The organism is Streptomyces sp. NBC_00019 (assembly GCF_045041015.1).
Taxonomy (GTDB): Bacteria; Actinomycetota; Actinomycetes; order Streptomycetales; family Streptomycetaceae; genus Streptomyces.
In genome coordinates this window covers 1-26,085 of record NZ_CP108303.1, presented here as the reverse complement: position 1 = coordinate 26,085, position 26,085 = coordinate 1, and the positions used below count along the sequence as shown (strand labels likewise).

The window sequence follows — 26,085 nt, the reverse complement described above, 5'->3', positions numbered from 1 at the left end:
TTTTCCGTCACGGGGGACGGAAAAGGACGGGCGGCCGAGTCTCACGCGTGATCGGAACTCGGCTTTACAGGGCACCCTCGTCGGCGAGATCGCTCGCTTCGAGCTCGGCATCGGTCATCGCCGGACCGCCGAGGAAGCCGTTCATGAGGTCGGCGAGATCGAGCGTTGTGGCTCCGGCCGGAGCGGTGGGCTTGGTGCCCTCGCGCATCCGCACTGTCAGGCCGAGCTTCTTCACCTTGGCGTTCTCGGCCAGCTTGGCGAGGTCGAGGTCCACCTGGGCCAGCTCGCCGTTCTTGAGTGTGAAGTCGGCTGTCACCTTGGCGTTGGGAGCGTCCTTCAGGTCCTTGTCCGTCGGCAGCTCCATGCCCGTCGGCAGGTCCTTCACCAGGGGTCGGATCTCGCCGAACAGTTCGGTGACCAGCGTGCGGAAGGGGGCCGTGGCGGTGACGTGCTCGGTATCGCCCCCGTCACCGGTCGTCTTGAACTCCACCTCACGGGCGATGACTTCACGGAGGGCCTTGACGAGCTTCTTCTGCGTCTTGGCGCCGAGGGACGGCGCGGGACCACCCTCGGCTTCCTGACCCTCGGCGGCGGCCTTGTCCATCTCCTCGGTGTTGAACTTGACCCATTTGCCCTCAAGGACGTCCTTCATCGCCCCGGCCTCCGGGGGCAGTTCGTCAGCGTCCGGCAGAGGGCTGCCCATCGTCTTGCCCAGGACGTCCGTGTCGGCACGGAGGTAGGTGTAGTCGCCGATCACCCGGTACTCGACAAGGTCGCCGTCCGCGGTGCCGACCTTCACGGCCGTGCCGACGAGGTCCTTCTCGCCGGACTTGTCGAGCGCCTTCCTCGACTGCACGGTCACGGTGATCTTCGCGTCGCTGAGCAACTCGGCAACCTCGTCCGGGATCTCCTCCCCGGGTTCGGGGTCGGACGCGGCGTCCAGCGCCCTCAAGGACGCGGCGTCGGTGTTCATGTCGATCTCGAAGGAGAGCGTGTTCTTCTTGCCGAGCTTCTCGAAGGCCTGCTCGAGCTTCCTGCCGGCAGACAGCTGCTCCACCGTTCCACAGGCGGCGGAACCCGCGAGGACGGCACCGACGACGGCGGTGGCGGTCAGGGTTTTGCGTATGGCGTTGATGATGTCTCTCCTCGTGGCTCCGATCACAACGTGACCGCTCAGAAGACTCACCACCCACCCACAGGGTTGCCCTGCCCGCCGCCGCACCCGAGGGGCGTCCGAAGCGATGTCCTCGCCGAGACAGCGGAAGCGACCGCAGCTGGCCAGACCTCAGAAATGTCCGCCACCTCGGGCGAACTGTCACCCACTGCCAGCTGACCCCCACACCAGCGCAGTGCCCCCGACCACCCGATTCTGCTGGCGGCTGCCACACCGCGGAGAGTTGACCAGGCCGCGAGCACCTTGGACAGACCTCATCCTCGTCGCCCACTCCGTCGCATCCTCCAACACGGTCGTCGGGCTACACCCATCCGAGATGTCAGTCCCTCCGGTCCCTCAACTGTGGTTGCCAGGCAGGGGCTGGAGGCTGTGAGTCGAGGAGCGTCAAGGAATGACTCCGGCGGCGCGGGCGGCGGTCAGCCACGTGGGGAGCTCGTTCAGCAGCCGGTCGTACAGCAGTTGGTCGTCCCGATGGAACCAGTCGGCAGTGTTTCCACGTGCCGCAGACGGTTCAGAGGTACTCGTGGAAGAGGTCGGGGGAGTTCGGCAGGCGGTCCGGCCGGTCCTCGCCGGTGCGGGCGTTGAGAATCAGCGCTTGGTGGCGGAGTTTGCCGTAGATGATGCCGTGCCGGCGACGGTCACTACGGTGCCAGGCGTTGTGCGTGGTCAGTTCCCAGAGCTTCCTGCCGCTGGTTGCGTCGTGCCTGGCGACGCCCCTGTATCCGAGCTTGCCCTTGATACAGACCATCGTTGACTCTTCGTCGTACAGACAGCACATCGATTGGCGGGCCTCTCGCCCCCGTCAACCTCCCCCGCTGCTTCCATGACCCCTCGACCAGACAGGCGTCAGACGCATTCGCTTCCTCGATCGGCGGCCCTCAACCGCCGTATCTGGCTTTCAGCTTCCAGAGTGTCCTCCGCCAGTACATATTCTCTCGGCGTTTCAGTCCAATTCTTGTAGGACAACAGCCGTGTTCGCGAGGACGTTGAGCTGCACTGGTCCACTAGCGCGGATCCAAATCAGTCGAGCATCCAATTGGCGAACTCGGTCGAAATGAATACCTTCCGGCCACGAGTCGCCACCTGGGCCAATCACAGAAGCTCGCAGCTCGCAGAGCGGACCGGCTGAAGCATACGCATCCCTCCCGATCTCGAAATAGACAACACCTCTCAAGGAGATGCTCACATCTCGCTTCTCGGGACCCCAACGGAGTGAGATTTCCAGTGCGTCCTCTTCGCTCAGTACCGTCATCGAGAGAGCATCAATCATATATCCTTCGCAGCTCTCAATAGCTTGGCAGATCTGCTCCAGGCGGCTCATCTGAGTACCATCTCCGTCTTCGGGTCGTGCTGCTGCGTAACGTTTCCCTCAGGGTCGAGTCGCGGATGAAAGGACTTACCCTCGCCCGATGCTGGCCTCACCTTCGGCGCAAGTCTCATCACTTCACCATCTGGCCTGATCCACACCTCACTCCCGTCTTCGTGGCGAAACCTTATATACCCAGACTGGCTTTCGCTGCGAAAGGCAAATCCAGCCCGCTCAATTTCCGCCCGAGCTTCTTCTAGTGTCTTCCCGTTGAGATTTGGTATCACGGTGCATGACGAATTGTGAACAAGAACTGGTGTCGCGCCTGCCAGCACATAGTACGTGTGCAGGTCATCGATGGTGAGGTTGTAGGTGCGGGTCTGCTTGGTGAAGGGCCGGTTTCCGGTGACGATCACTATGGTGCCAGTGTCGGTGCGCAGGGTCATGCCAGGCTTGAGCTTCCCGGCGGGGATCCAGTCATGCTCCGACGGGGACCAGAAGGGATGTTCGTGCGTCGCAGTGAGCTTCTCTATGCCGTCCTCTGTGGCGATAGACAGTTCGTTGAAGTACTTGTCGCCTTCGGTCCTGATGAGGCGGGTGACCTTGCGGGGGCCGGTTTCGCCAGTTTCCGGGTCGGTGGCGAGGACTTCATCTCCAAGCTTGACGTCCTCGATGTCCTTGGTTTCTCCGTCGGCCATGAGGACATCGGTGTTGGCGAGGAAGCAGTTGCATCCGCTTGGCGCCTTCTTGGGGCTTTTCCCCCCAGAGAACCCGGACGGCCCGTCCATTCCGGTCATGGCAATCATTGCAATCGCGCCGACGGCTGGAATCTTACTGGCGCATCCGCTTTCGCGCCCGAGGTGCATGCATGCGAGGAATTTGATGTGGTTCAGGAGGTTATGGGCAACCTCCTCGTCCGCTGCTGGAGCGGTCAGGCAGGACGGGCCAGCCTCTTGACACCAGGTTGCGGCGTCCTTCCAGAGTTGCTGCGCATACTTCTCTGCGTATTTCCAACTCCGGTCGACGAAGACGCCTGGATAAATCTCCGTCTTTTTCTGGATGAAGGAGGCCGGATAGACGTTTCCAGAATTAACTGCGGCCTCGTAGTTCTGCGAATACCTCGGCTCTCCAGACGAGGGTGACTCTGTAGGCGTTCTGTTCTCGTGGTTGGGCGATGCCCGAGTCGGGCAGTCGAGGTCGGCGCACAAGCCGCTGGGGTCCCTGTTACTGACAGGGCTGTTGCTGCTGTAGGCGTACCCGTTCATCTGGATCGGGTCGGTGATGTCGATGATCGGGTCAGCGGAGAGGAATCGGCCGCTGTTCTGGTCGTATTCGCGCGCGCCGATGTGGGTCAGACCGGTGGTGGCGTCGTCAATGCCCACACCCAGATAGCTACGCTTGTTGGGCCAGCTCGTCGGCTTGGTGCCGCGGAGTTCCCCATATGGTTTGAAGGCGCGGCGGGTGACCGGCTGGCCACTGGACAGTTCGACTGTTGTGTTGGCCGTACCCAGGTGGTCGGCGATCAGGACGTTGAGCTTGTGACCGGTCGTCGCGCCGTTACTCGTGGTGCGGACCACGGAGGGCGCGCCCGCCTGCCCGTAGGAGCGGGAGGCCTTGGTGAGGGTGCCACTGGCGTCAGTCGTGAGCTCGGTCTCGCCCAGGTACAGAGTCGTGCCTGACGAGGAGTTCTCCAGGAGGCGATTGCCCTCCGCGTCGTAGACGTAGCTCGTCTTCTTGCCGTCGTTCGTGATGGAGTCGAGCTTGCTCTCGGCTGTCCAGTCGAGGTCCTGGGTGGTGTTGTACAGGTCCCGGACCTCGGTGTTGCCGGTGGCGTCGTAGGTGTAGACGCTGCCCTTGCCGGACGGGTTGGAGGCGACCGACGTCATCGTGTGCGGCTGCGTCTTGTACGCCGGGGTCGTACCGCGCCGCCTGCTCCGCCCCCGGCGCGACGCCCTGGTCCTCAACGCACTCCGCTGGAGCGACGAGATCCGTCCCCCGGCCGACCGTCGCCCCCTCCCCTACCGAGGTCGACGAGGAGGAGATGGCCGCCGCCCTCGACCTCATCGACGCCCGCAGCGTCGACAGCCTCGCCGAGATCCCCGACCTGACCGACCACTACGCGCAGGCCCTCGCCGCCGTCCGCGCCCACCTGACCGCCCCCGCCGGGCTGCTGCCCGACCTGCCGCCCCGCTGGAGCGGGCACAGCCTGCGCCGCGGCTTCGCCACCGCCGCCATGCAGGCCGGCAAGGACCTCATCGCCCGGACAACCTCATCAGGAACCTTCCGGGTGCCAGGTTGAGGGCAGGCTGAGGCCGGTCGGTAGGGGCGAACCGCTCGGCGGGACCAGGCCGGATGGCGCTGAGCCAGTGGCTCGAGTGAAGTTGACCGTGCCGCCGTTGAGATCTGTCTGCCGCCCGGCCGCGGCCTAGTATCGGTGCGCCCCGTCGTGCCCGGTCGCCAGCAGACAGATCTCAACGCCTGCCGGGTCCCATTCGGGGGCCGACGACGAGGGCGGTGCTGTCGCATCCGGCCGTTCGGCGGCATGCTCCTGGTGTGGCGCTGATACTCCGGCGATCGCGCAACGCCCCGCGCGGTAGGTACACGCCGAACCTCTGGCCCGTCTGGCTCGTCGCACCGCTGGCGCTCGTGGTCGTCGGCGCTCTTAGCTTCGGGCTCTATCACGGCGTCTATGCCCTGCTCTCGGATGCGTCCGCTGGCCAGACGCCGCGCAAGCCGGTCAACATCAACGACGTCATCAAGACGACCGCCACGGTGCTCACCCTGATCGGTGCCGTCCTCGCCGGTCTGTACGCCTACCGCAAACAGCTCCTCGCCGAGGGCGACGCGCGCCGCGCGGACGCCAGTCAACTCGCCGACAGGTACACCACCGCAGCCGAACAGCTCGGCGACGACCAGGCCGCCGTCCGCCTCGCCGGCGTCTACGCCCTCGCCCGCCTCGCGGATGACTGGGAAGAGCAACGGCAGGTTTGTATTGACGTCCTGTGCGCCTATCTCCGTATGCCGTACGAACCTGACCCGACAGCCCCCGAACACAGGGCGGGCGAGCGGGAGGTCCGGCACACGATCATCCGCGTCATCCGTGACCACCTACAGACACCAGACGCCTCCACCGCCTGGTGCCGGCACAGGCTCGACTTCACCGGTGCGGTCTTCGACAGCGTCAACTTTTCAGCAAGCCACTTCCAAGGCACGGTCACCTTCGACGGCGCAACGTTCAGCGGCGCCGAGGTTGACTTCAACGGCGCGACGTTCAGCGGCCGGTTGGTCCGCTTCGACGGCGCGACGTTCAGCGGCGCCGAGGTCACCTTCGAGCGCGCGACGTTCAGCGGCGGCGGCCAGGTCCGCTTCGACGGCGCGATGTTCAGCGGCCGGACGGTTCGCTTCGAGCGCACGACGTTCAGCGGCGGCGGCCAGGTCTACTTCGCCCGCGCGATGTTCAGCGGCGGCCAGGTCTACTTCACCGACGCGACGTTCAGCGGCGGCCAGGTCCGCTTCGACGGCGCGACGTTCAGCAGCGGCCAGGTCTACTTCGCCCGCGCGATGTTCAGCGGCGCCGAGGTCGAGTTCACCGGCGCGATGTTCAGCGGCGCCGAGGTCTACTTCACCGACGCGACGTTCAGCAGCGGTGGGGTCTACTTCGACAGCGCGACGTTCAGCAGCGGCGAGGTTCACTTCGCCCGCGCGACGTTCAGCGGCGGTGGGGTCCAGTTCTTCGGCGCGATGTTCAGCGGCGCCGAGGTCTACTTCATCGGCGCGACGTTCAGCAGCGGCCAGGTCTACTTCGCCCGCGCGATGTTCAGCAGCGGCGAGGTTCACTTCGCCCGCGCGACGTTCAGCGGCGGGACTATCACCTTCGTCGGCTCCACCCTGCGCGGCGGGACTGTCACCTTCGTCGGCGCGACGTTCAGCGGCACCGCGTTTGACTGGGGCCCTCTTCCAGTCCCGGCAGGCGCCTAGACCGTGCCCGGCCCGCCGGAGAAGGCGCCGCCGAGAAGCCCTGAATGTGCCGGGTTACTGGCTCCCTGATGTCCGAGCTGGGACTCTACAGGGCCCGACCAACTGGGCTGGAAGGGCGACTGACCCGGCGGAACGCCGTGACCCCGCACCCGTCCGCGCGTTGAAGCGAACGGGAGTTCTCCGCGCAGGCTTCCTCCGCACTCGCCCGCCGAGTGGTGTCGTACGGGCCCGCACGCAACTGCCCTCCCGCGCGGAGGAGAGGGCGTGCCAGTAGGACACCGGACTCAGGTCTCGCCCCGCTGAAGGCGGGAGGAGACCTCAGTCCGCAGACAAGAGACCCGCACCCCCGTTGGTGCGGGTCTCTTGCGTTGCCGGGACCCTTAGCCCGCTGGACTCCGGATAAGCTCCCCTTATCCGGGGTTAAGAGAAGCGCGTAAATCCGTTGAACGGGGCGGATCATGTCAGACAGTCAGAAGACGGTTGAACCGGTTGTCATCCCGGCGGTACCGGCCCGGCCGGAGGCGTACGACCCCGCGACCCGGGCCGCGCTGGAGCACATCGACCCCAAGGCCGTGCGCGCCGTCGCCGACGGCCGCCCGGAGTCCACCCGCGACGCCTACACCCAGGACTGGGCGACCTGGCGCAAGTTCTGCGCCGCTTCCGGCGTGCGGTGCTCGCTGTCACCCCCGGCACGCTGGTGATGTTCGTCGAGTGGCTGTGGACCCAGCCCGGAGGACGCAAGGGGACCTGCACCGCGCCGTCGACGATCGACCGGCGGATCTCCGGCACCGTGGTGACCGCCCGCGCCGAGCACGGCGAGCGGCTGGAGGACGGCGTCGCCCGCCTCGCCCGCAACCGCCTCAAGCAGCTAGTGAAGGAGATGGAGGAGAACGGCGAGACCCGCGGCCGGGGCCAGGCGCCGCCGCTGCTGGTCGAGCATCTGGTGAGGATCAGCGCCGCCTGCCCGGACAACCTCATGGGCATCCGCGACCGCGCCCTAGTCCTCATGCACTTCGCCGTCGCCGGCCGCGAGCACGAACTCGCCTTCAACCGAGTGCGCGACTACGCCGAGACCCCCGGAGGCATCCAGGCCGACCTGCGCGTGTCCAAGGTCCGCCCCCGTATCGTCCCGGTCCCCTACGGCTCCCGCCTCTCGATCTGCCCGGTGAGAGCCTGGCAGGCGTGGAAAGAGGCCGCCGACCTCACCGACCCCGGCAGCTACGCCTGGCGCCGCCTGCACAACCGCTGGCACAACGTCATGGACAGCGGCCTGCAGCCCGAATCCATCGGCGACATCGTCACCCGCGCCGGCGAACGCGCCGGCATCGAGATCCGCTTCACCGGCCACAGCCCCCGCCGCGGACTCGCCACCTCATCCCGCCTAAAAGGCCACGACCAGATCGTCATCGCCAAACAGGGCGGATGGGCCCCGCACTCCAAGGTCCTCGCCGGCTACCTCGAAGTCGTCGACCAATGGGAGGACAACGCCCTGCTCGGCGTGTTGTAGGACGGGCCTGAGCTGCTGTCCACGGCTGTCCGCCCGGGCCCCACCAGGTGGCAGTCTCCCGGCATGGACTTCTTCGAGAGCGTCGCCTCGGGGCTGCTCGTGGCGCTTGTCCTGGGCCTTACCCGGCGGGGGCTGGCCCGTCGACACCGCCTCGTCCCGCCAACCGACCACCGTCAGGAGATACCGATGGGTCGCCCCGGCCAGTTCCGCCGTCCGCAGTTAGCGCCGGGCTCCCACCAGGAGCTCCTCGACCTGCTCTACGACCTGCACCGGCAGGCCGGGGGACGGCTGTCCGTGCGCCGCCTGGCCGAGTGCACCGGGTTGCCGCACAGCACCGTGCACAAGGCCCTAACCCACCCCGATCTCCCCGGCCTCCACGCGGCAGTGGCCATCGGCCTTGCCCTGGCCGACGAGGTACTGCAATCCGAGTCCGACACTGACCGCGAGACCTACCTCGACGACGTCGACCGGCAGATCACCGACCTGTGGCGGGCGGCCTCTCAGGAGGGCGCACCGCCCACCGGCCTCACCGTCCGTGCCGCCGTGGAACGCGCCTGGGCCGTTATGGCACGGCCGCTATGGGGGGTGGAGACACTCCTGACGCAGGCCGTCGGACGATGCTCTGTGCTGTCCACCACCATGCGCGCCGGCGTGGTGAGCGTGGCCGTGGCCGCACCCGACAGGGAGGCCCTACGGCTGGTCTGCGAACCGGCCTCCTGGCACGTCGAATTCGGTCGGCTGGTAAGCCAGTACCTGCAGTATCACGTGGGTCTGTCCCTCGAAGTGGACCTGCGAGACGGCCGCCCCCGGCCGCCGCTGCGCCGACGTAAGGTATCCCGCCCTCGGGAGGAACGCTTCGCTCTTCCGCGACTGCAGAGCGATGAGTACATAACTGCGCTGCTTGCGACGCTGGACTCGATCTGCCGATGCGGCGGTCATACCCACCCGCGAGAGTGCTGGCAGGCGCGCAGCACCGAGACGCCGCAGGACCCCACGACGAGGAGCACCCCGGCTCGGTAGACGGCCGATCTGCGCCGACTTGGTGAGCGCGGCCCCTGTCCGGGCCCAACTACGACGACATCGCCCACGGCGCGGCTAGGAACATCTCGTAGGTGATACCGGCTGAGTGCAGCCTGGCCCTCTGGTGTCCTGAACACCCTTCCTGAACACAACGCCCCAGGCCGGGAAGGACAGATGTGCACGGCCGCGGCGGCCGCCGACCCGCATACGGCGTTGGGGACCAACCACGCAGCGGTTGGCGGTAGCGGCGGTTCGGCTTCGCACGTCTCACAAACGAGGAGATGTGAGAGGCGTACAGGGAGGTCAACCCCCGAGCAGTTCGCCCAGGTCGGCTCTCGCAGAACCCCTCTCACAACCGTTGGGTTCTGCGAGGCAGTTCTGAGAGGACGTTCGTGTCATCTATGCGGTGGTTTACGGCGGTTGGCGCATGCCGGGAATCAGCGTGTACAGGCTGAACAGGAGGTATGTCTCTTCGGTCGCGACGCACCTGATCTTGCGTTTCACCCTAGTTGGTAACGAGAGCTCCTGTCCGGTTCGAATAAGCACCTGAATTTGGCTTTTGCCTCGCCCGATCGAGCGATATGCCCGATCGGGAGCCCCGTGCATGAGTATCCCCATGGCCACTTCGCAGCAGCGCAAGCCGTACCTGAGTGATCTGTCCGACGCCCGCTGGGAGTTGATCGAGCCGACCTTGACGGCCTGGCGGGCCGAGCGACAGAAGACCTCGCTCCACCTCGGCGGCAAGGTCACTGACCTGCGAGAAGTGATGAACGCGATCCTCTTCCTCAATCGGACCGGCGTCCCCTGGCGCTACCTGCCGCACGACTTCCCGCCGCACACCACCGTGTTCAGCTACTTCAGCGCATGGACCGCCGACGGCACCATCGAGAAACTCGGCGTCCGCCTGCACCGAATGGTCCGTGAGCAGGCAGGACGCACCGCCGAGCCCACCGCCTGCGTTCTCGACGCACAGAGCGTGAAGACCGCCACCAGCGTCCCCACCGACACCCAGGGCACCGACGCCGGCAAGAAGACATCGTGGGCCGCAAACGCAGCATCGTCGTCGACACCCTCGGCCTGTTACTGCTGGTCATCGTGACCGCAGCCAGCGTCTCCGACAACGAGGCCGGCAAACAGCTCCTCACCCGGATCGCCGCCGACCACCCCACGATCACCAAGGCATGGGTCGACACCGGCTACAAGACCCAGGCCATCGAGCACGGCGCCGCCCTCGGTATCGATGTCGACGTCGTCCCCAGGAACGCCCAGGTCAAAGGGTTTTCCGTGATTCCGCGAAGGTGGGTAGTGGAGCGAAGTTTCGGTTGGATCATGATGCACCGTCGCCTCGCCCGGGACTACGAGACCAAACCCGCTCACTCCGAGAGCATGATCCGCCTCGCGATGATCTCCAACCTTGCGAAACGAGCAACCGGAGAAACGCCCATAACTTGGCACAACCCGTGAACTATCCCGTCTTCAACCGGAACGTCCTCTCAGAGTTGAAGGCGAAGGCGTGGAAGGGGCAGACGAGGTTTTCGCCGTCCATACGCCCGCCGCGGCCAAGGTGCGCACCCAGGTGGGGGCAGTGAGGGTCGACGACAGTGAGTGTGCCGCTGCGGGTGCGGAAGATCACGACGTCTTTTCCCATGAGGCGGCTGGTGATGACCTGCCCCGGTCTGACCTCGGTGCTGAACGCTACAGCGAACCAGCCGTTGGGGTACGGCAGTACGGTGGTGCCGTCCGAGGCTGGGTTGTCCGTCGTGGAGTCATGCATGGTGGGCGTTGCTCCGTCGTGGGTGGGTGGTTTCCCCGCTCGTGGCAGTGGGCTGTGTCGTAGTAGCGGGCGGGGGTGCGGGCGCTGAGCCGCGGGCCGGGGTCACCCGTAGGCGTAGTCCGAGGGGACGGCCGGCGTCGCGGCAGTCCCGTCCGATGCGGGGTCCTTCGATCGGTTCGAGGTGCCAGCGGTTCAGGATGGTGGCCAGGGTGATGACCGCCTGTGTGTGTCCGAACTCGTCGCCGATGCACTTGCGTGCGCCGCCGCCGTAGGGGAAGTAGCCGTCGCGCGGGGGTTTGCGGGCGGCCCACCGATCGGGGGCGAAGTCTTCTGCGGCCGGGTAGTTCCGGTCGACGCGGTGAAGCTGGTGGGCGCTGACGATGACGCGGGTGCCGGCCGCGATGCGATGGCCGCCCAGTTCGGTGTCGACGGCGGTCATGCGGGGGGTCATCCACACCGGGGGAAACAGGCGCAGGGTCTCTGTCAGCACTTGGTGGGTGGTGGCCAGTTCATCGAGCCGGGCGAGGTCGAGGTCTGCGCCGTCGGCGGTGTGCTGGATCTCGTCGCGCATGCGTTGCTGCCAGGTGGGCGACCCGGTGATGAGGTGCAGTGTGGAGGAGAGCAGGTTCGCTGTGGTCTCGATCCCGGCGAAGAAGAACGTACTGATCTGATCGGCGATTTCAGTGTCGTTGAAGGCGTCCTGGTGCTCGGCGTCGGGCAGCAGCAGCATCGACAGCAGGTCGCCGTGGTCGACGCTGTCCTTGCGGGCGGCGGTGATCAGTGCGCCGACGGTGCGGCGGATACGGGCCTGGGCTTGGGCGAATCGGCGGTTGGCGGGTACCGGCAGCAGGAGCAGCGGGCGCGGGATCACCGAGCGGATCAGTCCGACGGTCATGGTCGCCGACAGGTCCTCGGCCAGTTGGTCGGCCTGGTCGGGCGGCAGCCGGTCGGTAAGCATGGTGGCCATCGCCACGCGGGTGGTGAGATGCGTCATCGTGTCGGCTACATCGATGTCCTGGCCCTCCTGCCAGGAGTCGACGGTCTCGCTGATGTGCCGGGCCATGGTGGCGGCGTAGCGGGCGAGACGGTCACGGTGGAAGGCCGGCTGGATCAGCCGCCGCTGTCGACGGTGCGCGGCGTGAGGGCAGGTGGCCAGCCCGTTTCCGAGGACCTCACGGAGGTTGATCAGCAACGGGTCATTCTTGTCGAAGGTGCGGTCTTCCAGGAGGACTTGGCGGGCCAGCGCCGGGTCGCAGACCACCACGGTGGGCGTGGCGCCGACGTGGACGCGAACCAGGTCGCCGTGCTCGGGCAGGGAGGACAGGAAGGTGAGAGGGTCGAGCAGGAGGCGGTGGACGTGGCCGATCAGCGGCAGGGAACCTGGGGCGTGTCCGTAGCGGACGGGGCCGGCCATGGCGGGAGCCTTTCTCGGGATGTTCACTGAGACGGGGCCGGGGCGCTCGGATCCGGCCGCGATGAGGGTGCGGGCCTGCTGGCGGGGCTACAGATGCGCGCGGGTGGCGCGGGCCGGCTCGGTGACGGTGATTCGCAGGTTGACCGGGCGGAGGTTGAAGTAGCAGCGGGGGACGTAGTCCGGGCCGGTGACGGGGCTCAGCTGCCAGCGGCTCATGATGGTGGCGATGGCCAGGACCGCCTCGATGTGGGCGAACTCGTCGCCGATGCATTTGCGTGCGCCGGCGCCGAAGGGCAGGAACGCGTCGCGTCCCGTTTTGTCCGCGGCCAGCCAGCGCTCGGGGTCGAAGTCCTCGGGGCGGTCGTACACTGCCGGGCTGCGCTGCACCTGATAGGGACTGACGATGACGAAGGTGCCTGCGGGGATGCGGTGGCCGCCGAGGTCGGTGTCGGCGGCGGTGTACCGGGCGATCATCCAGCCCGGCGGGTACAGGCGCAGCGCTTCCGTGACGACCCGTTCGGTCAGGGGCAGTTCGGGCAGCCGCTCGTACGCGAGCGGGCCGTGCGCGACGACGCGTGCGGCTTCGTCGGTGAGCGCGTCGTGCAGCGCGGGGTGGTGGACGATCAGGTGCAGGGCCGAGGCGAGAAGGTTCGCGGTCGTGTCGACGCCGGCGACAAAGAAGGTGCAGATCTGGTCGACGACCTCCTCGTCGGTCAGTGCGTCACCGGACTCCTCGTCGGTACGGATCAGCATGGACAGCAGGTCGTCGCGGTCGCTGTCTTCGGTACGGGCGCGCGCGATCATGTCCTTGACCGCGGTGCGCAGGCGGTCCCGGGCCTGGTCGTGGCGGCGGTTGGCGGGCAAGGGCAGGCGCAGCAGCGCGGTGGGCACCATCGTGCGGGCCAGGCCGACGGCCGACACCGTGGCGAAGTCGTCGACGACCTGTTGTGCCTGGTCGGGCGCGATCCGGTTGGCGAACATGCTCGCCACCGTCACATTCGTGGTCAGCCGCTTGGTCTCGACGGGGACGTCGAGCACTTCGCCGTGCCGCCAAGAGCCGACGACGCCTTCGATCTGCTCGAGCATAGTGCGGGCGTAGCCGGCCAGCCGGTCGCGGCGGAACGCCGTCTGGATCAGCCGCCGCTGCCGCCGGTGGTCGCTGTGGGGGCAGGCCACCAGACCGTTGCCCAGGATCTCCCGCATGCGGGAGATGACCGGGCCGCCCTTGTCGAACACGCGGTCCTCGCGCAGCGCCCTGCGGGCCAGCACCGGGTCGCAGATCACCAGAGCCGAGCTAGTGCCAAGTTTGATGCGCACGAGGTCACCGTGCTGCGGCAGCGACATCATGAACGGCAGCGGGTCGCCCAGGAATCGGTGTGCGTGGCCGACGAGTGGCAGCGCACCGGGGGCGTGCCCGTAGCGGACAGGGCTGTCCATCGCAAAGAGCCTTTCATTGGCGGCGAGCGGGACGAGGCGTAGGGGGCTCTCCCGGGGGATTACGTGGTCGGCAGGTCAGCGCCGGGCCAGGTCCCAGATCCAGGCCAGTTCCCGGTACGGCGGCGGTGTCAGGTTTTCCACATCCCACAGCAGCGGCGTTTCCGTGATCGTCACTGACGGCGCGGTGAGCGGCGTGTCGGCGTCGGCGTCGCCGGTGGGCAGGTAGCGGGCGCTGGTGATGGTGAAGTGAACCGTCGCTGGTACGCACTGGGGCAGTTCGGTCGCGTAGCGGACCACGGCCGGGTCCTCGTGCGCCTGGAGGACCTTTTGCAGCGCGAGCATCACCCCCAGCAGCCGCTCGTACAGCTCCATGGTCTTCAGCAGCGCTTCGGGGATGCCGATGCCGTGTTCCGCGGCGAGAACGGTGACGATATTCGGCTGGTCGAAGGAGGCCTCCTTCGCCAGGCTGCCGACATCGTTGACCAGCACGGCCGGCCACAGCGCGGCCTGGGTGAACGCGCGCACCAGCGGCGAGTGGAACGCCCCGGGGTCGACGCGGTATCCGGCGCCGGGGCCGATGAGCGAGGCCAGGACGTCAAGGCCGCCCTTGAGGTAGCGCATGCGCAGGTACTCTCCGACACCGACCTTGCGGCCAGGCCGGGACATGGCGTATTTCCACAGCCATCCCGCGTGGCTCAGCCCCATGGCGTGGCCCAGCTCGAGCGTGTCCAACGGCGCGACCGCGCGGTCGATCCGGCGACGCACATCCCGCGCGGCGGACACCCACCGGTCCTCGGGCACTGGTGCGGGGTCAGGCTCGACGAATGCCCGGAGGACTTCACTGCTGAGGACCGCGACTTCCTCCGGGCATGCGCCGAGTTCGTCGAGGTGGTCGTCGAACAGGCAGGCCCACAGCGTGAGGATGCCGGTGGCGATCGCGGCTTCGTCCTGGAAGAAGGGGCCGGCAGCAGCCTGCGCGAACCCGAAGTTCCACCGCGGCGGCCTGGGCCCGTCGAGCACGCCGTGTTCGTGTGCCCAGGTCAGGATGTGGCGGTCGAGTTCCTCGGCCCCCAACGGGTGCAGCCGCAGCGGCACCGGGCACCACAGCGAGACGTTGTCGAAAAGGCTCGCGATGACCGGCATCGCGGAGGCATCGGGCGATGCAGTACGCATCATTCCTCCAGAATTGACGGGCTGTGAACAGGGTGGAGCGAACACGTCGTCAACGACTCACCGGTCTCGGTCGACGGCCATGCGAGCGAGATCGGTGAGCGTGGCGGCGGCGTCGGCAGGCAGCAGAGTTTCGGCCAGGGCTTGCTGCGCCTGGGCGAAGCGGGCGGCGATGAGTTCCTCGACGGCAAATCGGGCTCCGGTAGCGGTCAGGATCGTCCGCGCTTCCTCGAGGCCGGCGGCATCCAGACAGGTCCGTGTCATCAAGCGGCTCAAGGCGGCGCGCTGGTGCGAGTCGGCGCGGCGCCATGCCACGGCCAGCAGCACTGTGTGCTTGCCGTGGCAGAGGTCGTCGCCAGTGGGCTTGCCTGTTGTGGCGGTGTGTCCGAAGACGTTGAGCAGGTCGTCGCGCAACTGGAAGGCTTCGCCGATGGCGACCCCGAATTTGTCGAGTGTCGCGACCACCGTCTCGTCGGCACCGGCGAGCACGGCGCCGACGTGGAGGGGCCAGGCCACGGAGTACCCGGCGGTCTTCCCGCGCGCGATTCGCAACGCCCGGTCGACGTCAGCAGCCACGTCAAGACGGTCATAGCCGGAGTCCGTCAGGTCGAGATACTGGCCCACAACCGTCTCGGTCCGCATCGTCGCCAGTGCCTGCTCGATCCGTGCCTTCCTCAGTGCGCCGATGTCGGCTCCGCACACGAGTTCGTACGACCAGCCCAACGCGATGTCGCCAAGCAGGATGGCGGTGTGCATCCCCAGAAGGTCAGCTTGGGGGTGGTCGGCATGACGGGCGGCCACCACGCGCTGCGCGGTGGGCTGCCCCCGCCGCTCGGGCGCGGCGTCCATCACGTCGTCGTGCAAGACAGCGAAGGTGTGGAACATCTCCAGCGAGGCAGCAACCCTGGCGACCGCCTCCGGCAGCCTCCCCGTCCCACCACCCGCCCGCCAGCCGAGGCAACACAGCAGCGGGCGCAGCCGTTTCCCGCCGCTGAGGGCACGGCCGACCCATCCCACCAACTCGGCAACCTCAGGCGCGTCCGACGACGCTTCCTGCTCTAAGAGGAAGGCGCGCAGCACCTGTTCTACGGCCTCGAAGTCACCGCGAGGCAGCAGGAAGCCGTCCCGTACACCTTCGGGAGCGGGCAAAGGGGTCGACTCAACAGCTTGGCTCTCCAACATGGAATGGACAGTAAGCACAGTTCCGGCGGCCAGGGAAAGCAACACACCCTCACGCCCGCCATTCGGCTTGCTTTCTGCGATGACGCGAGAACAAGCAAGCTCGCGGTGCAAGCCTCTCAGTAGGCGAAGATGACGCCTACCCATAAAGGAGGAAACAAGGTGACAGGTAAGACGCCCCGGTCCATCGAGATTTCCGTCCCCGCCGACACCGCGTACGAGCAATATAAGCGGTTCGAGGAGTATCCCGTGTTCCTGCCCGGGCTCGCCAAGGTTGAGGTCGACGGCGATACCCGCGTGCGTTGGACGTACGAGGCGGCCGGTCAGCAGGCCAGCCTGGAGACGGAGATCTTCGACGACCAGCCGCAGCGCAGCGTCTCACTGCGCCTGGTGGAGGACGGCGACCACGCCTGGACCACCGACTTCGAGCCGCTCGGCAGCGACCGGTGCCGCGTGAGCCAGCGCAGCGACGGCGCCGGCCCGGCGGACGGCGCGGCGTTCGCCGCGCAACTGCTGGCGCACATGTCGGCGTCGTTCCTCCCGCAATTCAAAAAGCATCTCGAAACCCGCGCCGTACAGCCGAAATAACTCGCACATAACGGGTGGCCCCGGCGGATTCTCCGCCGGGGCCACCCATGTTCAACTCGCAATTATTGATTATTCCGGGGCGCCATCGCCTGGAGTTATTCCTTGTGGGCCACCAGAAAGGCGAAGCCGAACTGCGGAAGCGCGGTCACAGCCTCAAAAATCCGCACCTTCTCAGATAGTTCCGCCGCGCTCATCCCGATGGAGGTCACGTCGAAAGACCGAAACGCCCTCAGTATTTCGCCGAACGTACGCCGGGTGTGCTCGGTGACGTCCTCTACCTCCGTCAGTACCAAGCCGGCCCGCTCCACCAGGGCTGGATACGTGTCGAGGCGCTCCAGGGCCGGCACCTGCGCCGCGGTGCAGAACCGGGCCACAACCTCCCGCGCCGCAGCATCCTCCACCGGCCCCCGAAACACAATGTCCGCGGCAGCGAGACGGCCGCCAGGGCGCAGGACACGCGCAATCTCGCGCAGCACATGTGCTCGATCAGGCATGTGGTGCAGCGACTCCAACGCCCAGACACGATCGAGCGCCTGGTCCTCGAAGGGAAGTTGCATGGCATCGGCGAAGACGAACCGGACAGCATCAGCCAGACCCGCTGCGGAGGCGGCAGCCTCCGCTACAGCGGCCTGCCGCCGACTGACGGTCACCCCAGTGACCTGAACACCGGCCACGTGGGCAAGCCGCAGGGCCGGCGCCCCAGTCCCGCAGCCGAGGTCCAGGACGTGGTCGCCCCTGCGGGCACCCAATCGCTCGATCAGTTCGTCCGTCATCCTGACGGTGGCCGCCGCCAACGGCTCCCCGCTGTCGGGGTCCGGCCAGTAGCCGTAGTGCAGGTTCTCGTCGTAAACCATGGCCATAGCCTCTGTGAAGCGGTCGTACAACTCGCCAGCACCCAGGGCGGACGATGAGAAAGTCGAGCTCTCCACGGCCTACGCCTCTCATCCACACAAGACAGCGTCACGTACTCACATTTCCATGCCGAACACATCTTCTACTAACGATCAACTGGATGACGGGGAGGAACACGCCGGGGAACATAGAAGGCACCCAGATGCCCGAGCCGCTGCGGCAGTCGGTTAACCAGATGGTCTATGAACTGCCAGGAGGTGCTGCGCACTCCGAGCCGGAGGGCATACGCCGGTCACGAGCGCCGTCCGCGGGCCGGCCGGCGGGCGCCTCCGGCACGCGCGCCGGCGTATGCGCTCAGGCCTGGGCGGGGTCGGGGCGGTGACCGGCGGGGTGTGCGGCGCGCAGGTACTGCATCGCGGTGATCGGGCTTAGCTAGGCTGGAACGCTGTACGGGAGCGTGGTTTCGGGGGGACACGATGAGCGCGATTGAGGCGTCCGGCACCGCATCTGACGCTGCGTCGACTGAAGTCTGGTTCATCAGTTATGCGGGTGCGGATCGGGCGTGGGCGGAGTGGATCGGCTGGCAGTTGATCGATTCCGGGTTCCAGGTGGAGTTGGACTGCTGGGACTGGGGTGCGGGCGACAACTTCGTGCTGAAGATGAACGCCGCTTTGGAACGGGGCCGGATGCTGGCTCTGTTGTCCCCGGCGTATTTGGAGCCCGGCCGGTTCACCACGCCGGAGTGGACTGCGAAGGTCGCCCGGCAGGAGAAGATCATCCCGGTCCGGATCGCGCAGACCCTCACACCAGCGATCCTGAGCCCCTTGATCGTCACCGATCTGTTTGGTCTGGACGACCACGCTGCGCGTGAGGCGCTGCTGCGTGCGGTGAACGGCCTCTCCCGGCCGGACCGGGCGCCGTCACGGCCGCCGGGGATGCTGGCCCGGATGGGCGGCACGGGGCCCCGTCTGCCGGGGAGTCTGCCGCGGGTGCGGAATCTGCCCGCCCGTAACGCGGCTTTCACCGGCCGCGACAGTCTCCTTGTCCACCTGCGTGAGGCGCTGGCGTCCGGGCAGCATGTGGCGGTGCAGGCCCTGCACGGCCGGGGCGGGGTGGGGAAGACGCAGCTTGGGCGAACCTGGTGGCGGTGATGGCTCAGGGCCATCCGCCCGGCTACCCGGCCGCGCTGGCCGCGCAGGTCCGTCTCACCCGCACCCGCCTGGAGACCGACCATCCCGGGGCGGTAGCGGTGGTGGATGCGCTGGCCCTGCTGGCACCCGAACCCTTCCCCCTCACCACCTGCGCCGGCCACCTCTCCAACCAGGTTTCCAGGCTCCTGAAAGAAGCGGTTGGGTGCGGTGGGTGCGGTGGAGGCGGTCGCCCGGCACGGTCTGGCCCGTGTCCAGGGCGGCACCCTGCAACTGCACCGCCTCACCCAGGAGATGCTCAAGGGGCAGATGACCCGCCAGGAGAACGACCAGGCGATGGCCGACGCCGAAGCACTCCTGACCGCGGCCCATCCCGGCGACTCCCGTGAGCCGCGGTTCTGGCCGGCCTGGCAGGTACTGCTCCCGCACGCCCTGGCCATCGACCCCGCCTGGCTCACCACCAGCTGGGGGCGGTTCGTGCTGGGGGATGCGTGCTGGTATCTGATGGACCGCGGGCAAGCCCGCCCGGCCCGGAATCGGCTGCAACGGCTGTATGACGCCTGCCTGCAGCAGCTGGGCCCTGACCACGACGACACCCTGGGGGCCGCCCACAACCTGGCCCGCGCCTACAACGACACCCAGGACCACGAACGCGCTCACGCCCTCGACGAAGACACCCTCGCCCGCCGCCGACGTCTCCGCGGCAACGACCACTCCGACACCCTGTCCAGCGCCCGCAGCCTGGCCGTCGGGCTGTGGTCGCTGGGACGGCACGAGGAAGCCCTTGCCCTGGATGAGAAGACGCTGGAGGTGCAGCGTCGGGTGTTGGGCGAGGACCATCCCGACACGCTGAGCACGGCGTCCAACCTCGCCAACCATCTGGCGGAAGTGGGTCGGGTGGAGGACGCGGTGGTGTTGGGGGAGGAGACGCTGGAGTATCGGCGCCGGGTGTTGGGGTCGGATCATCCGAACACGCTCAGTACGGCGTACAACCAGGCGATCCGGTTGGAGGGTGTGGGTCGGGTGGAAGAGGCGGTGGTGCTGGGGCAGGACACGCTGCAAACTCGGCGCCGGGTGTTGGGATCGGATCATCCGCACACGCTGAACACCGCGAACAACCTGGCCGTCTGTCTACGGGATGTGGGTCGCGTGGAAGAGGCGCGTGCTCTGGGTGAGGAGACGCTTGAGCGTCGGCGGCGGGTGCTGGGTGAGGATCACCTTGAGACCCGCCGTACTGCCGAGTGGCTGGGGAAGTTGGGCAAGGAGCAAGAAGAGCCCGGGTCGGGGGAATGAACCCGGTGCCGCGTTCCTCACACCCCGGTCTCTACCAGCGCATCCCCAAGGCGCTGAGGAGCTGTCAACTCGCAACGAATAGCCGTCACTTGGCACCATCCGGCGATCCGGAAGCGGTTGCCAGGGCGCACGGGCCCGACACGTGGAGTAGCCCTGCCTCGGCGGTGCGTGCGGGCTCACACGCCACCCTCTTCCTTGCGTCGCCTGTGCCAGGCCCGTTTGCGGCAGCGGGGAGAGCAGTACCGTGCCGAGGCGGAATGTTCCATCTCGACCGTCCAACTCGCGCTGTACTCCGGGCAGTTCGTCATCCGGGCGGCCTGGACCACCTCAGTCCTCGCCCTCGTGCGCCGCAGCCGACGCCAATGCCGCGAGCGGCACGCGGTCGAACAGAACACCGCTGTCGCCTTCGCCGACGGCATCAGCGGACCACCGCACCCACGGCACAACCGCGGCCCCGCATCATCGTCCGCGACCACAACCAGTCGCAGCCGGGGTGCCCCGCGCCTGCCCATGCCACCACGGTACGAGCTGACTCGGACTGAGGGGCCACGAAGTTTCCGGACAGGCACCCAATAGGGTTGTCCTGAACAAGGAAACGAGGAAGAAGTGGCGCCACCCAGTAAGTACTCGCCGGAGTTCCGCGAGGAAGCCGTCCAGATCGCGTTGAGGTCAAGCAAGACGATCTCCGAAGTCGCCCGGGAGCTTGAGCTGAACTCGGAGACGCTACGCGGCTGGGTGAAGAAGTACCAGAAGCAGCAGGAACCGGCCCCCGATGCGGAACTGACGGTGAACGAGCGGGCGCGCCTGAAGGAACTCGAACGACGCAACCGCGAGCTGGAGATGGAAGTTACCTTCCTGAAAAAGCCGCAGCGTACTTCGCGAAGGATCCCCGGTAGCAAGCAAGTACGAGTTCATCGACGAGATGCGGCTCGACACCGAGAAGTGCGCATACAGCGTCGAGTTCATGTGCGGCCGACTTGGCGTCTCCAGATCCGGCTACTACGACTGGCGATCCCGCCCGGAATCCGCGACAGCTCAGCGGCGCGAAGAACTGAAATTGCTCATCGAGGAAGCCTTCGACATGTCCGACAGCACCTATGGGCACCGGCGCATCCAGGCCCAGCTGCACCGCTGGGGCGTCGCCGCGGGCGTGGAGTTGGTCCGCCGCCTCATGCGCGAACTGGGCCTGGTGCCCTGCCTGCCACAGCCGAAGAGGTTCAACCTCACTCAGGCTGCGGCCGGCCAGGTGCCGGACCTCGTCGGCCGCGACTTCACCGCGGATGCGCCCGGCGAGAAGCTCGTCGGTGACATTACCTATATCGCGACCGGGGAAGGCTGGCTGTACCTCGCAACGGTCATCGACTGCTGCACGAAGGAAGTCATCGGTTACGCGATGGACGACCACTACCAAACCCCCCTGATATCCAGGGCGATCCGTAACGCGGCACGGAACAGGAACCTCGCGGCCGACGCGATATTTCACTCGGATCGCGGAAGTAACTACATGTCAGCCGAGTTCGGGAGGATGCTGGACCACTTCGGGCTCCGCAGATCTGCCGGCCGCACCGGGATCTGTTTCGACAACGCCATGGCCGAATCATTCTTCGGCGCCCTGAAGAACGAGCGCGTATCAAGGGTGACTTACCTGACCCGCGAGGACGCCCGGCAGGACATCACTCGCTACATCGAATTCTGGTACAATCGCAAACGCCTCCATTCGGCGGTGGGTTACCGCCCTCCGCGCGAAGTCCACGCCGAGTACGAGACGTTGCGAATCGCCGCGTGAAACAAACGGTCAGAAGCCTGTCCGGAAAACGCGAGGCCCCTCACGGCCATGATCTGCATCAGCGCCCGGTCGAGGAGCTCGGTGCCACGGCTCAGCGTCTCCAGCAGATACCGGGCCGCATCAGCGGTCGGCCCGACCTGCGCGCCGCGCAGGAGCAACACCTGCTCCTCGGCTTCACCGAGGAGGTTGGTGATCAGGAAACGCTGTTCGGCAGGCACCACAGCACGCCAGTTCGTGCCCGAACCGGGCGCCCTCTTCTCCTTGGCCCGCACCCGCAACTGCCCAGCCATAGTGGCGGGTTGAAGCTCCTGGCGCACCCACCACCGATCCTTCGCATACGGATCAGGCCTGTTATGGCCGCGGCGCGCCCGTACAACGGCTCCCATCCAAGCGATCAAAGGTCCGCCATAGTCGGTCGCCGCCAGCGGGCCCAGCCACGGCCGGCCCACACGCTCGCCCAGAGCCCGGCAGAACGCCCCGTCGACGGGCAGCGGCCGCGGCCGCTCCGCCCCACTGTCCACCCACACCAGCTGCTCCATGACCGGATCCAGCAACGCGTCCGCGACAGCGACCACTTCGGGGAAGATGACCGCATCGCGTCCCACGATCCGCCACCGCTCCAGCTCCCCGCCCGCATTACCGCCGGCGACCTGGTGCAGCCGCCGCGGCCACACCTTCTCCTCCTCCCAGTGCAGCGCCTGCTCCCACCACCGGGCCACCACCGCATACGCCAGCGCGAACACCCGCTCAGGCTCCACCCCGCTGCGCACCGCCCGCCGCGCCACACCCGCCCACCGCCGCCGCGCCGCGACCACCTCCGGAAGGCTCCGCAGATCCAGATACTCCAACTCCTGGTCGGCGTCCGCATCCAGCTGCCACCGCCCGTGCCGCACACACCCGCTCCCACCGCGCCGCGTACCGCACCCACCCCACAGGCGCACCCGACCGCCGTGCAGCACACAAGCGGCAGCCGAAGGCCACGGGCCCCGCCACCGCACCACCCACACGCCAGACAGCCGCCGGCTCCCCGGCGCCCTTGTCCTCCAACGCGGCATCCTCGTGCGCCCAAGAGGGCAATGCTCGCGTCATCACCGCGCCGTCGACACCGCACAAGCCCGCCAGCACCTGCCGCCCCGCCGTATTCAGTACCACCTCGGCATCCGCCCTCACGCCCCCGCCCGGATGCCGGGGCCGCGAGCCGTGCCACCGCCATTCCGAGCGCAACGCCGCCTCTGGCATCCCGTACCGGCCCGCGAGGCGACAGATCAATGAGAATGTCGTCTCCCCACCTAACGGCACCACACGGAAGACCCCGCGACCCCGAGCACCGCCACGCTTGCAAGACCCATTCACCGCGCTCGCCACCTTCTGGCCCTTCACCAGCGCATGCCGAGTACGTCGAGGTCGCCTCGTCGTTGGTCGGTGAGTTTGTCGGCGCGGCGGCGTACGTTGGCGAGCCACATGCCCAGGTCGACCAGGACGGTGTCCTCGGGGGTGATCTCGCGCCCGGTGGCGGCGGGTCCGGCGAGGGCGACCGGCAGCTCCTCGACGTGCTTCCTCGGCACGTTCAGGTGTCCTTCGCGGGCGTGGAACTGGCGTGCCGCGGCGAGGTTGAGCATCCACTTGTCGTCCTGCGTCCGGCGCACGGGGCGCTCATCCTCACCCGCAGGTTCGAGGCCGAGGACGTTCTCGAGCAGCCACACCTGCGCAATCGGCAGCCGATCCCAGGCAAGCCGCTGTGTCTTAACCCAGCGCCCCAGATCCTCGCCCTGGACGACGACGTCACCCGGCTCGCCCGGCACCGAGCCGCCCGCCGTGACATGGATGCGTACGAGGCGGAAGGCGCGCTGCCAGCCGATGTCCCAGGCCGGGCACCACTCGGGATCGATCTCCTCCAACGCCTCGCGTCGCGAGGCGGGCAAGGCACCGGCCTGAGAGCCGACCGGCTCGCCAACCGCGCCCCGCGCCTCGATCTCGTCGGCCAGCATCGCTGCGGCGCGCTGCGCCTTGGCCCAGTTCCCGACCGGGTAGCCGTTCCACACCGCACCCACCGGGGGCAGGAAGTGCCCGTGCTCACCAGCCCATTCCCGCGCCGCGGCGAGGCCTTCTTCGAAGGCGAGGTCCTGGTGGGACCACACCATCCCCAGCGCATCGAGCTCGGCGACCCGCTCGCCGTCCAGACGCCCCGCCTTGTTGGCCTGGCGCTGCGTCTTCAGCCACACCCCGAGCGGGAAGCCGGCCGGGGACCAGTCCTCGGGCGTGACGAAGTCGTACGGCACGCGCAGATGCCTCGCGCTGGTCTCCTTCACGTACCGGGCCGCGGCCTCGATCCCGCGCCGCCAGTACTCGCCCTCGGGTTCCAGCACCCGCAGCCTCACGAACCGGGCCAGCTGCGCCGGATCGCGCGGGCTGGAGAACTTCAGCAGCTCCCGCGCCCCCGCGCTCACCGGATTCGCCGGCTCACCGCCGTTCAGGTCCTCGACGGCACCCAGGAATTCGCGCTCGCCATCACCAGCCTCGTCCGCATCAGCGTCCTCTTGTGCCCAACTACCGCTGCGGGGACGGGAGTCGGCGAGTGCCTCGATGGTGTCCGCGTCGTGAGCACGCAACGCTTCCAAGACCTTCGCCAAGGCCCCGTACGCCGGAGAAGTGAGCATGTCGTCGGGGTTCTCGTCCTCGGCGAGGAATACCGGAACGATCAGGGAAGCGATTTTCCCCTGCCCTGGCCGCATTCGAAGTGCGCGGCCGACCATTTGCACGATATCGACCATCGAGCCGCGCACATCGCCGAATGCAATCGAGTCTGCGACCGTATCGACGCCTTCGCCCAGCACCTTGACCGAAGCCAGGACGCGCAGCGCGGCGGGCAGTAGCTCGGGCCCGGCGTCTTCGTGTGCCGGGTGCTCGATGACATCGGAGTCGAACTCCTCCAACACCGCACGCCGATGCGCCGGCGCATGCTCGCCGTGCAGCCAGTTCGCCCACACCCGCTTCGGGTCCGGATACGTGCGCGGATCGTCCTCCCACAACCTGGTCGCGACGTCCACGATGCCTTCGGCCATGGCCTCGGCCTCGGCGACGCGGGAGTGGAACGTGAGGAGCTTGCGCAGGTTCTCCCCGGCGGCCGCGGTGAGCACGCCGGCCTGCAGCGCGGCCAGCCGCGCCCCCCGCACCCGCTCCGTGCCCGAACCGAGCTGCTCCCGGCGCCCGTACTCCGGGTCACGGATGTCGACGCACACGACCTGGTAGGGCGCGATCAGGCCGCGTCCGATGGCCTCGGACAGGGTGAGCTTGTAGGCGACGGGCCCGAAGACGGGGGAGTTCTCACTCATGCTCGCCACCAGCCGCGGCACCAACCGCGCCTCGCCGGCCTCCCACACCCGCGGCGTTGCCGTCATGTACAGCCGTCGCGCGGCGGGGATCTTCTGCTGGTCGTGCACCGCAGCCCACGGTTTCAGCCCGTCCCCGCTGGTGCGGTGCGCCTCGTCGACCACCACCAGGTCCCACGCCGCAAGACCGGCCGCGTGCGCCCGCTGGAGAACACCGACGGACGCGTACGTGCCGAACACCGTCACCGTGTCCAAGTCCCGTGTCCACGCGAGGAGTTCATCCACATCCGTGGTGCAAGGGACCCCCTGAGAGTCCGAGGCGGGCAGCGAGCACGCCCCGATCATCGCCCCGGACCGGCCACCCCCCTGCCGCCAGGCGGCCGCGGTCTGCACGAGCAGGTTCAACGTCGGCATCAGCACCAACACCCGCCGCGCGCCCAGCTTCTGGGCCGTGGCGGCGGCGATGAGGGTCTTGCCGGAGCCGGTGGCTGCGATGCACTGGCACCGCAGCCCCTTGTCCGGCAGGTGCCCGTCTGCAGGCGTCTGAAGGACCCTCAGGATCCCGTCGACCGCCTCGACCTGATGCGGCCTCAGTACCTGTCCTGTCGACATTCTTCTCTCCCGCTACGGGGTTTCTCTGCTAAATTCTTTGGCGTTGGTCAGCCGAATAATCGGGAAATGATGGAAATAATTGTCCGCTGAATCCCTGACTCTTTCTCTTGCTCCTCCCGAACAAAAGGGTATGCGCTCTGAGGTTCCAAGCTACCTCGACTCACCTTTTGACACACCAGCTTGGCTGGGGTTGGTTCGAAGTGGTCGGACTGGCATGGTCGGAGTCTCAACCCGATCGGACCCGGTTCTCTTTTCTCCGAGCGGTACGGTGTTCCGCACCGTCAACCGTCAGCCTGTTTCAGGTGACGGATCGCCAGCAACTCCTGACAGCCCGTCAAGCAGCCCATGAGTAACCCTCCTTGTTGCTGGCGCCTTCAAGGAGGCCGCGGAGCGGACTCCGTCACCCGGATCGCGGAGCGATCCGGTCTCCAGGCCACGGGTGGCCCGCGCCGGCGGCGGAGCCGCCGGAAGGCGAGCGCGGAGCGCTCGCAGAGGGCCGCCGCGTAGCGGCGGCGCGT

Annotated in this window: 20 protein-coding genes and 2 pseudogenes; 10 read left to right on the top strand and 12 right to left on the bottom strand. The window is 67.4% G+C overall.

The annotated features are described in order from the left end of the window. Positions 1–64 precede the first annotated feature (64 nt). The 4 genes and pseudogenes from OHU89_RS52810 to OHU89_RS52795 form a co-directional block, all read right to left on the bottom strand. Positions 65–1,057: a hypothetical protein gene (locus OHU89_RS52810; RefSeq protein WP_331737786.1), complete on the bottom strand. Its 993-nt coding sequence runs from the start codon at positions 1,055–1,057 to the stop codon at positions 65–67. Between the two features lie 628 nt (positions 1,058–1,685). Then, positions 1,686–1,922, bottom strand: coding sequence for a hypothetical protein (locus OHU89_RS52805; protein ID WP_331737287.1), 237 nt, complete (start codon positions 1,920–1,922; stop codon positions 1,686–1,688). 195 nt (positions 1,923–2,117) lie between these two features. Continuing rightward, on the bottom strand, positions 2,118–2,495 hold the full coding sequence (locus tag OHU89_RS52800; protein WP_331737285.1) for a hypothetical protein: 378 nt from the start codon (positions 2,493–2,495) through the stop codon (positions 2,118–2,120). Between the two features lie 275 nt (positions 2,496–2,770). Continuing rightward, positions 2,771–4,378, bottom strand: a pseudogene (locus OHU89_RS52795) (polymorphic toxin-type HINT domain-containing protein); the annotation flags it as partial. A 143-nt stretch (positions 4,379–4,521) separates the two neighbouring features. Between OHU89_RS52795 and OHU89_RS52790 the strand changes: the two are divergent. The 6 genes and pseudogenes from OHU89_RS52790 (at position 4,522) to OHU89_RS52765 (ending at position 10,449) form a co-directional block, all read left to right on the top strand. Continuing rightward, a complete protein-coding gene (locus tag OHU89_RS52790; RefSeq protein ID WP_331737283.1) occupies positions 4,522–4,779 on the top strand; it encodes a hypothetical protein in 258 nt (85 codons plus the stop codon). A 254-nt stretch (positions 4,780–5,033) separates the two neighbouring features. After that, a complete protein-coding gene (locus tag OHU89_RS52785) occupies positions 5,034–6,458 on the top strand; it encodes a pentapeptide repeat-containing protein (RefSeq protein ID WP_331737281.1) in 1,425 nt (474 codons plus the stop codon). A gap of 458 nt (positions 6,459–6,916) precedes the next feature. After that, positions 6,917–7,159 carry a hypothetical protein gene (locus OHU89_RS52780; RefSeq protein ID WP_331737279.1) on the top strand — a complete coding sequence of 81 codons (243 nt, stop codon included), beginning with the start codon at positions 6,917–6,919 and terminating at the stop codon, positions 7,157–7,159. Beyond that, a complete protein-coding gene (locus OHU89_RS52775) occupies positions 7,129–7,965 on the top strand; it encodes an integrase (RefSeq protein ID WP_331737277.1) in 837 nt (278 codons plus the stop codon). Before OHU89_RS52780 ends, OHU89_RS52775 begins: the two co-directional genes overlap by 31 nt. Positions 7,966–8,028: 63 nt before the next feature. Then, positions 8,029–8,985, top strand: a complete 957-nt coding sequence (locus OHU89_RS52770; RefSeq protein WP_331737275.1) for a hypothetical protein — start codon at positions 8,029–8,031, stop codon at positions 8,983–8,985. Between the two features lie 616 nt (positions 8,986–9,601). Beyond that, positions 9,602–10,449 (top strand): annotated as a pseudogene (locus OHU89_RS52765) (IS5 family transposase). A gap of 1 nt (position 10,450) precedes the next feature. Here OHU89_RS52765 and OHU89_RS52760 read toward each other — a convergent pair. From OHU89_RS52760 to OHU89_RS52740, 5 genes are all read right to left on the bottom strand, one after another. Next, a complete protein-coding gene (locus OHU89_RS52760; RefSeq protein WP_331737272.1) occupies positions 10,451–10,759 on the bottom strand; it encodes a Rieske 2Fe-2S domain-containing protein in 309 nt (102 codons plus the stop codon). Further along, positions 10,752–12,173 carry a cytochrome P450 gene (locus tag OHU89_RS52755; protein WP_331737270.1) on the bottom strand — a complete coding sequence of 474 codons (1,422 nt, stop codon included), beginning with the start codon at positions 12,171–12,173 and terminating at the stop codon, positions 10,752–10,754. Before OHU89_RS52755 ends, OHU89_RS52760 begins: the two co-directional genes overlap by 8 nt. Positions 12,174–12,260: 87 nt before the next feature. Beyond that, positions 12,261–13,610, bottom strand: a complete 1,350-nt coding sequence (locus OHU89_RS52750) for a cytochrome P450 (protein ID WP_331737267.1) — start codon at positions 13,608–13,610, stop codon at positions 12,261–12,263. Positions 13,611–13,685: 75 nt separating this feature from the next. After that, on the bottom strand, positions 13,686–14,783 hold the full coding sequence (locus OHU89_RS52745) for a hypothetical protein (protein ID WP_331737264.1): 1,098 nt from the start codon (positions 14,781–14,783) through the stop codon (positions 13,686–13,688). Between the two features lie 57 nt (positions 14,784–14,840). Further along, the gene (locus OHU89_RS52740; RefSeq protein WP_405655182.1) at positions 14,841–15,962 is read right to left on the bottom strand and encodes a polyprenyl synthetase family protein; all 1,122 of its coding nucleotides are present in this window, start codon (positions 15,960–15,962) and stop codon (positions 14,841–14,843) included. A gap of 159 nt (positions 15,963–16,121) precedes the next feature. Between OHU89_RS52740 and OHU89_RS52735 the strand changes: the two genes are divergently transcribed. Further along, complete coding sequence (locus tag OHU89_RS52735) at positions 16,122–16,547, top strand: SRPBCC family protein (RefSeq protein ID WP_405655179.1); 426 nt, start codon at positions 16,122–16,124, stop codon at positions 16,545–16,547. 95 nt (positions 16,548–16,642) lie between these two features. Here OHU89_RS52735 and OHU89_RS52730 read toward each other — a convergent pair whose 3' ends face one another. Further along, positions 16,643–17,476 (bottom strand): methyltransferase domain-containing protein, encoded by an 834-nt coding sequence (locus tag OHU89_RS52730; RefSeq protein WP_331737259.1) that lies wholly within the window; start codon positions 17,474–17,476, stop codon positions 16,643–16,645. Positions 17,477–17,875: 399 nt separating this feature from the next. Between OHU89_RS52730 and OHU89_RS52725 the strand changes: the two genes are divergently transcribed. The 3 genes from OHU89_RS52725 to OHU89_RS52715 all read left to right on the top strand — a co-directional run bounded on the left by OHU89_RS52725 (position 17,876) and on the right by OHU89_RS52715 (position 21,626). Beyond that, entirely contained in the window at positions 17,876–18,550 is a 675-nt protein-coding gene (locus tag OHU89_RS52725; protein WP_331737257.1) for a toll/interleukin-1 receptor domain-containing protein, read from the top strand. A 207-nt stretch (positions 18,551–18,757) separates the two neighbouring features. Beyond that, the gene (locus OHU89_RS52720; protein ID WP_331737255.1) at positions 18,758–19,840 is read left to right on the top strand and encodes a tetratricopeptide repeat protein; all 1,083 of its coding nucleotides are present in this window, start codon (positions 18,758–18,760) and stop codon (positions 19,838–19,840) included. A 606-nt stretch (positions 19,841–20,446) separates the two neighbouring features. Then, positions 20,447–21,626 (top strand): IS3 family transposase gene (locus OHU89_RS52715; RefSeq protein WP_331737253.1). Its coding sequence is split into 2 segments (ribosomal slippage): positions 20,447–20,715 and positions 20,714–21,626, totalling 1,182 coding nucleotides; the frame shifts between segments, so codons are not numbered across the junction. On the opposite strand, the gene OHU89_RS52710 is transcribed toward OHU89_RS52715, so the two are convergent. After that, positions 21,569–22,519 (bottom strand): DNA-binding protein, encoded by a 951-nt coding sequence (locus tag OHU89_RS52710; RefSeq protein WP_331737250.1) that lies wholly within the window; start codon positions 22,517–22,519, stop codon positions 21,569–21,571. The two genes, OHU89_RS52715 and OHU89_RS52710, sit on opposite strands and share 58 nt — an antisense overlap. A gap of 483 nt (positions 22,520–23,002) precedes the next feature. After that, positions 23,003–25,567: a Helicase associated domain protein gene (locus OHU89_RS52705; protein WP_331737248.1), complete on the bottom strand. Its 2,565-nt coding sequence runs from the start codon at positions 25,565–25,567 to the stop codon at positions 23,003–23,005. Positions 25,568–26,085 lie beyond the last annotated feature (518 nt).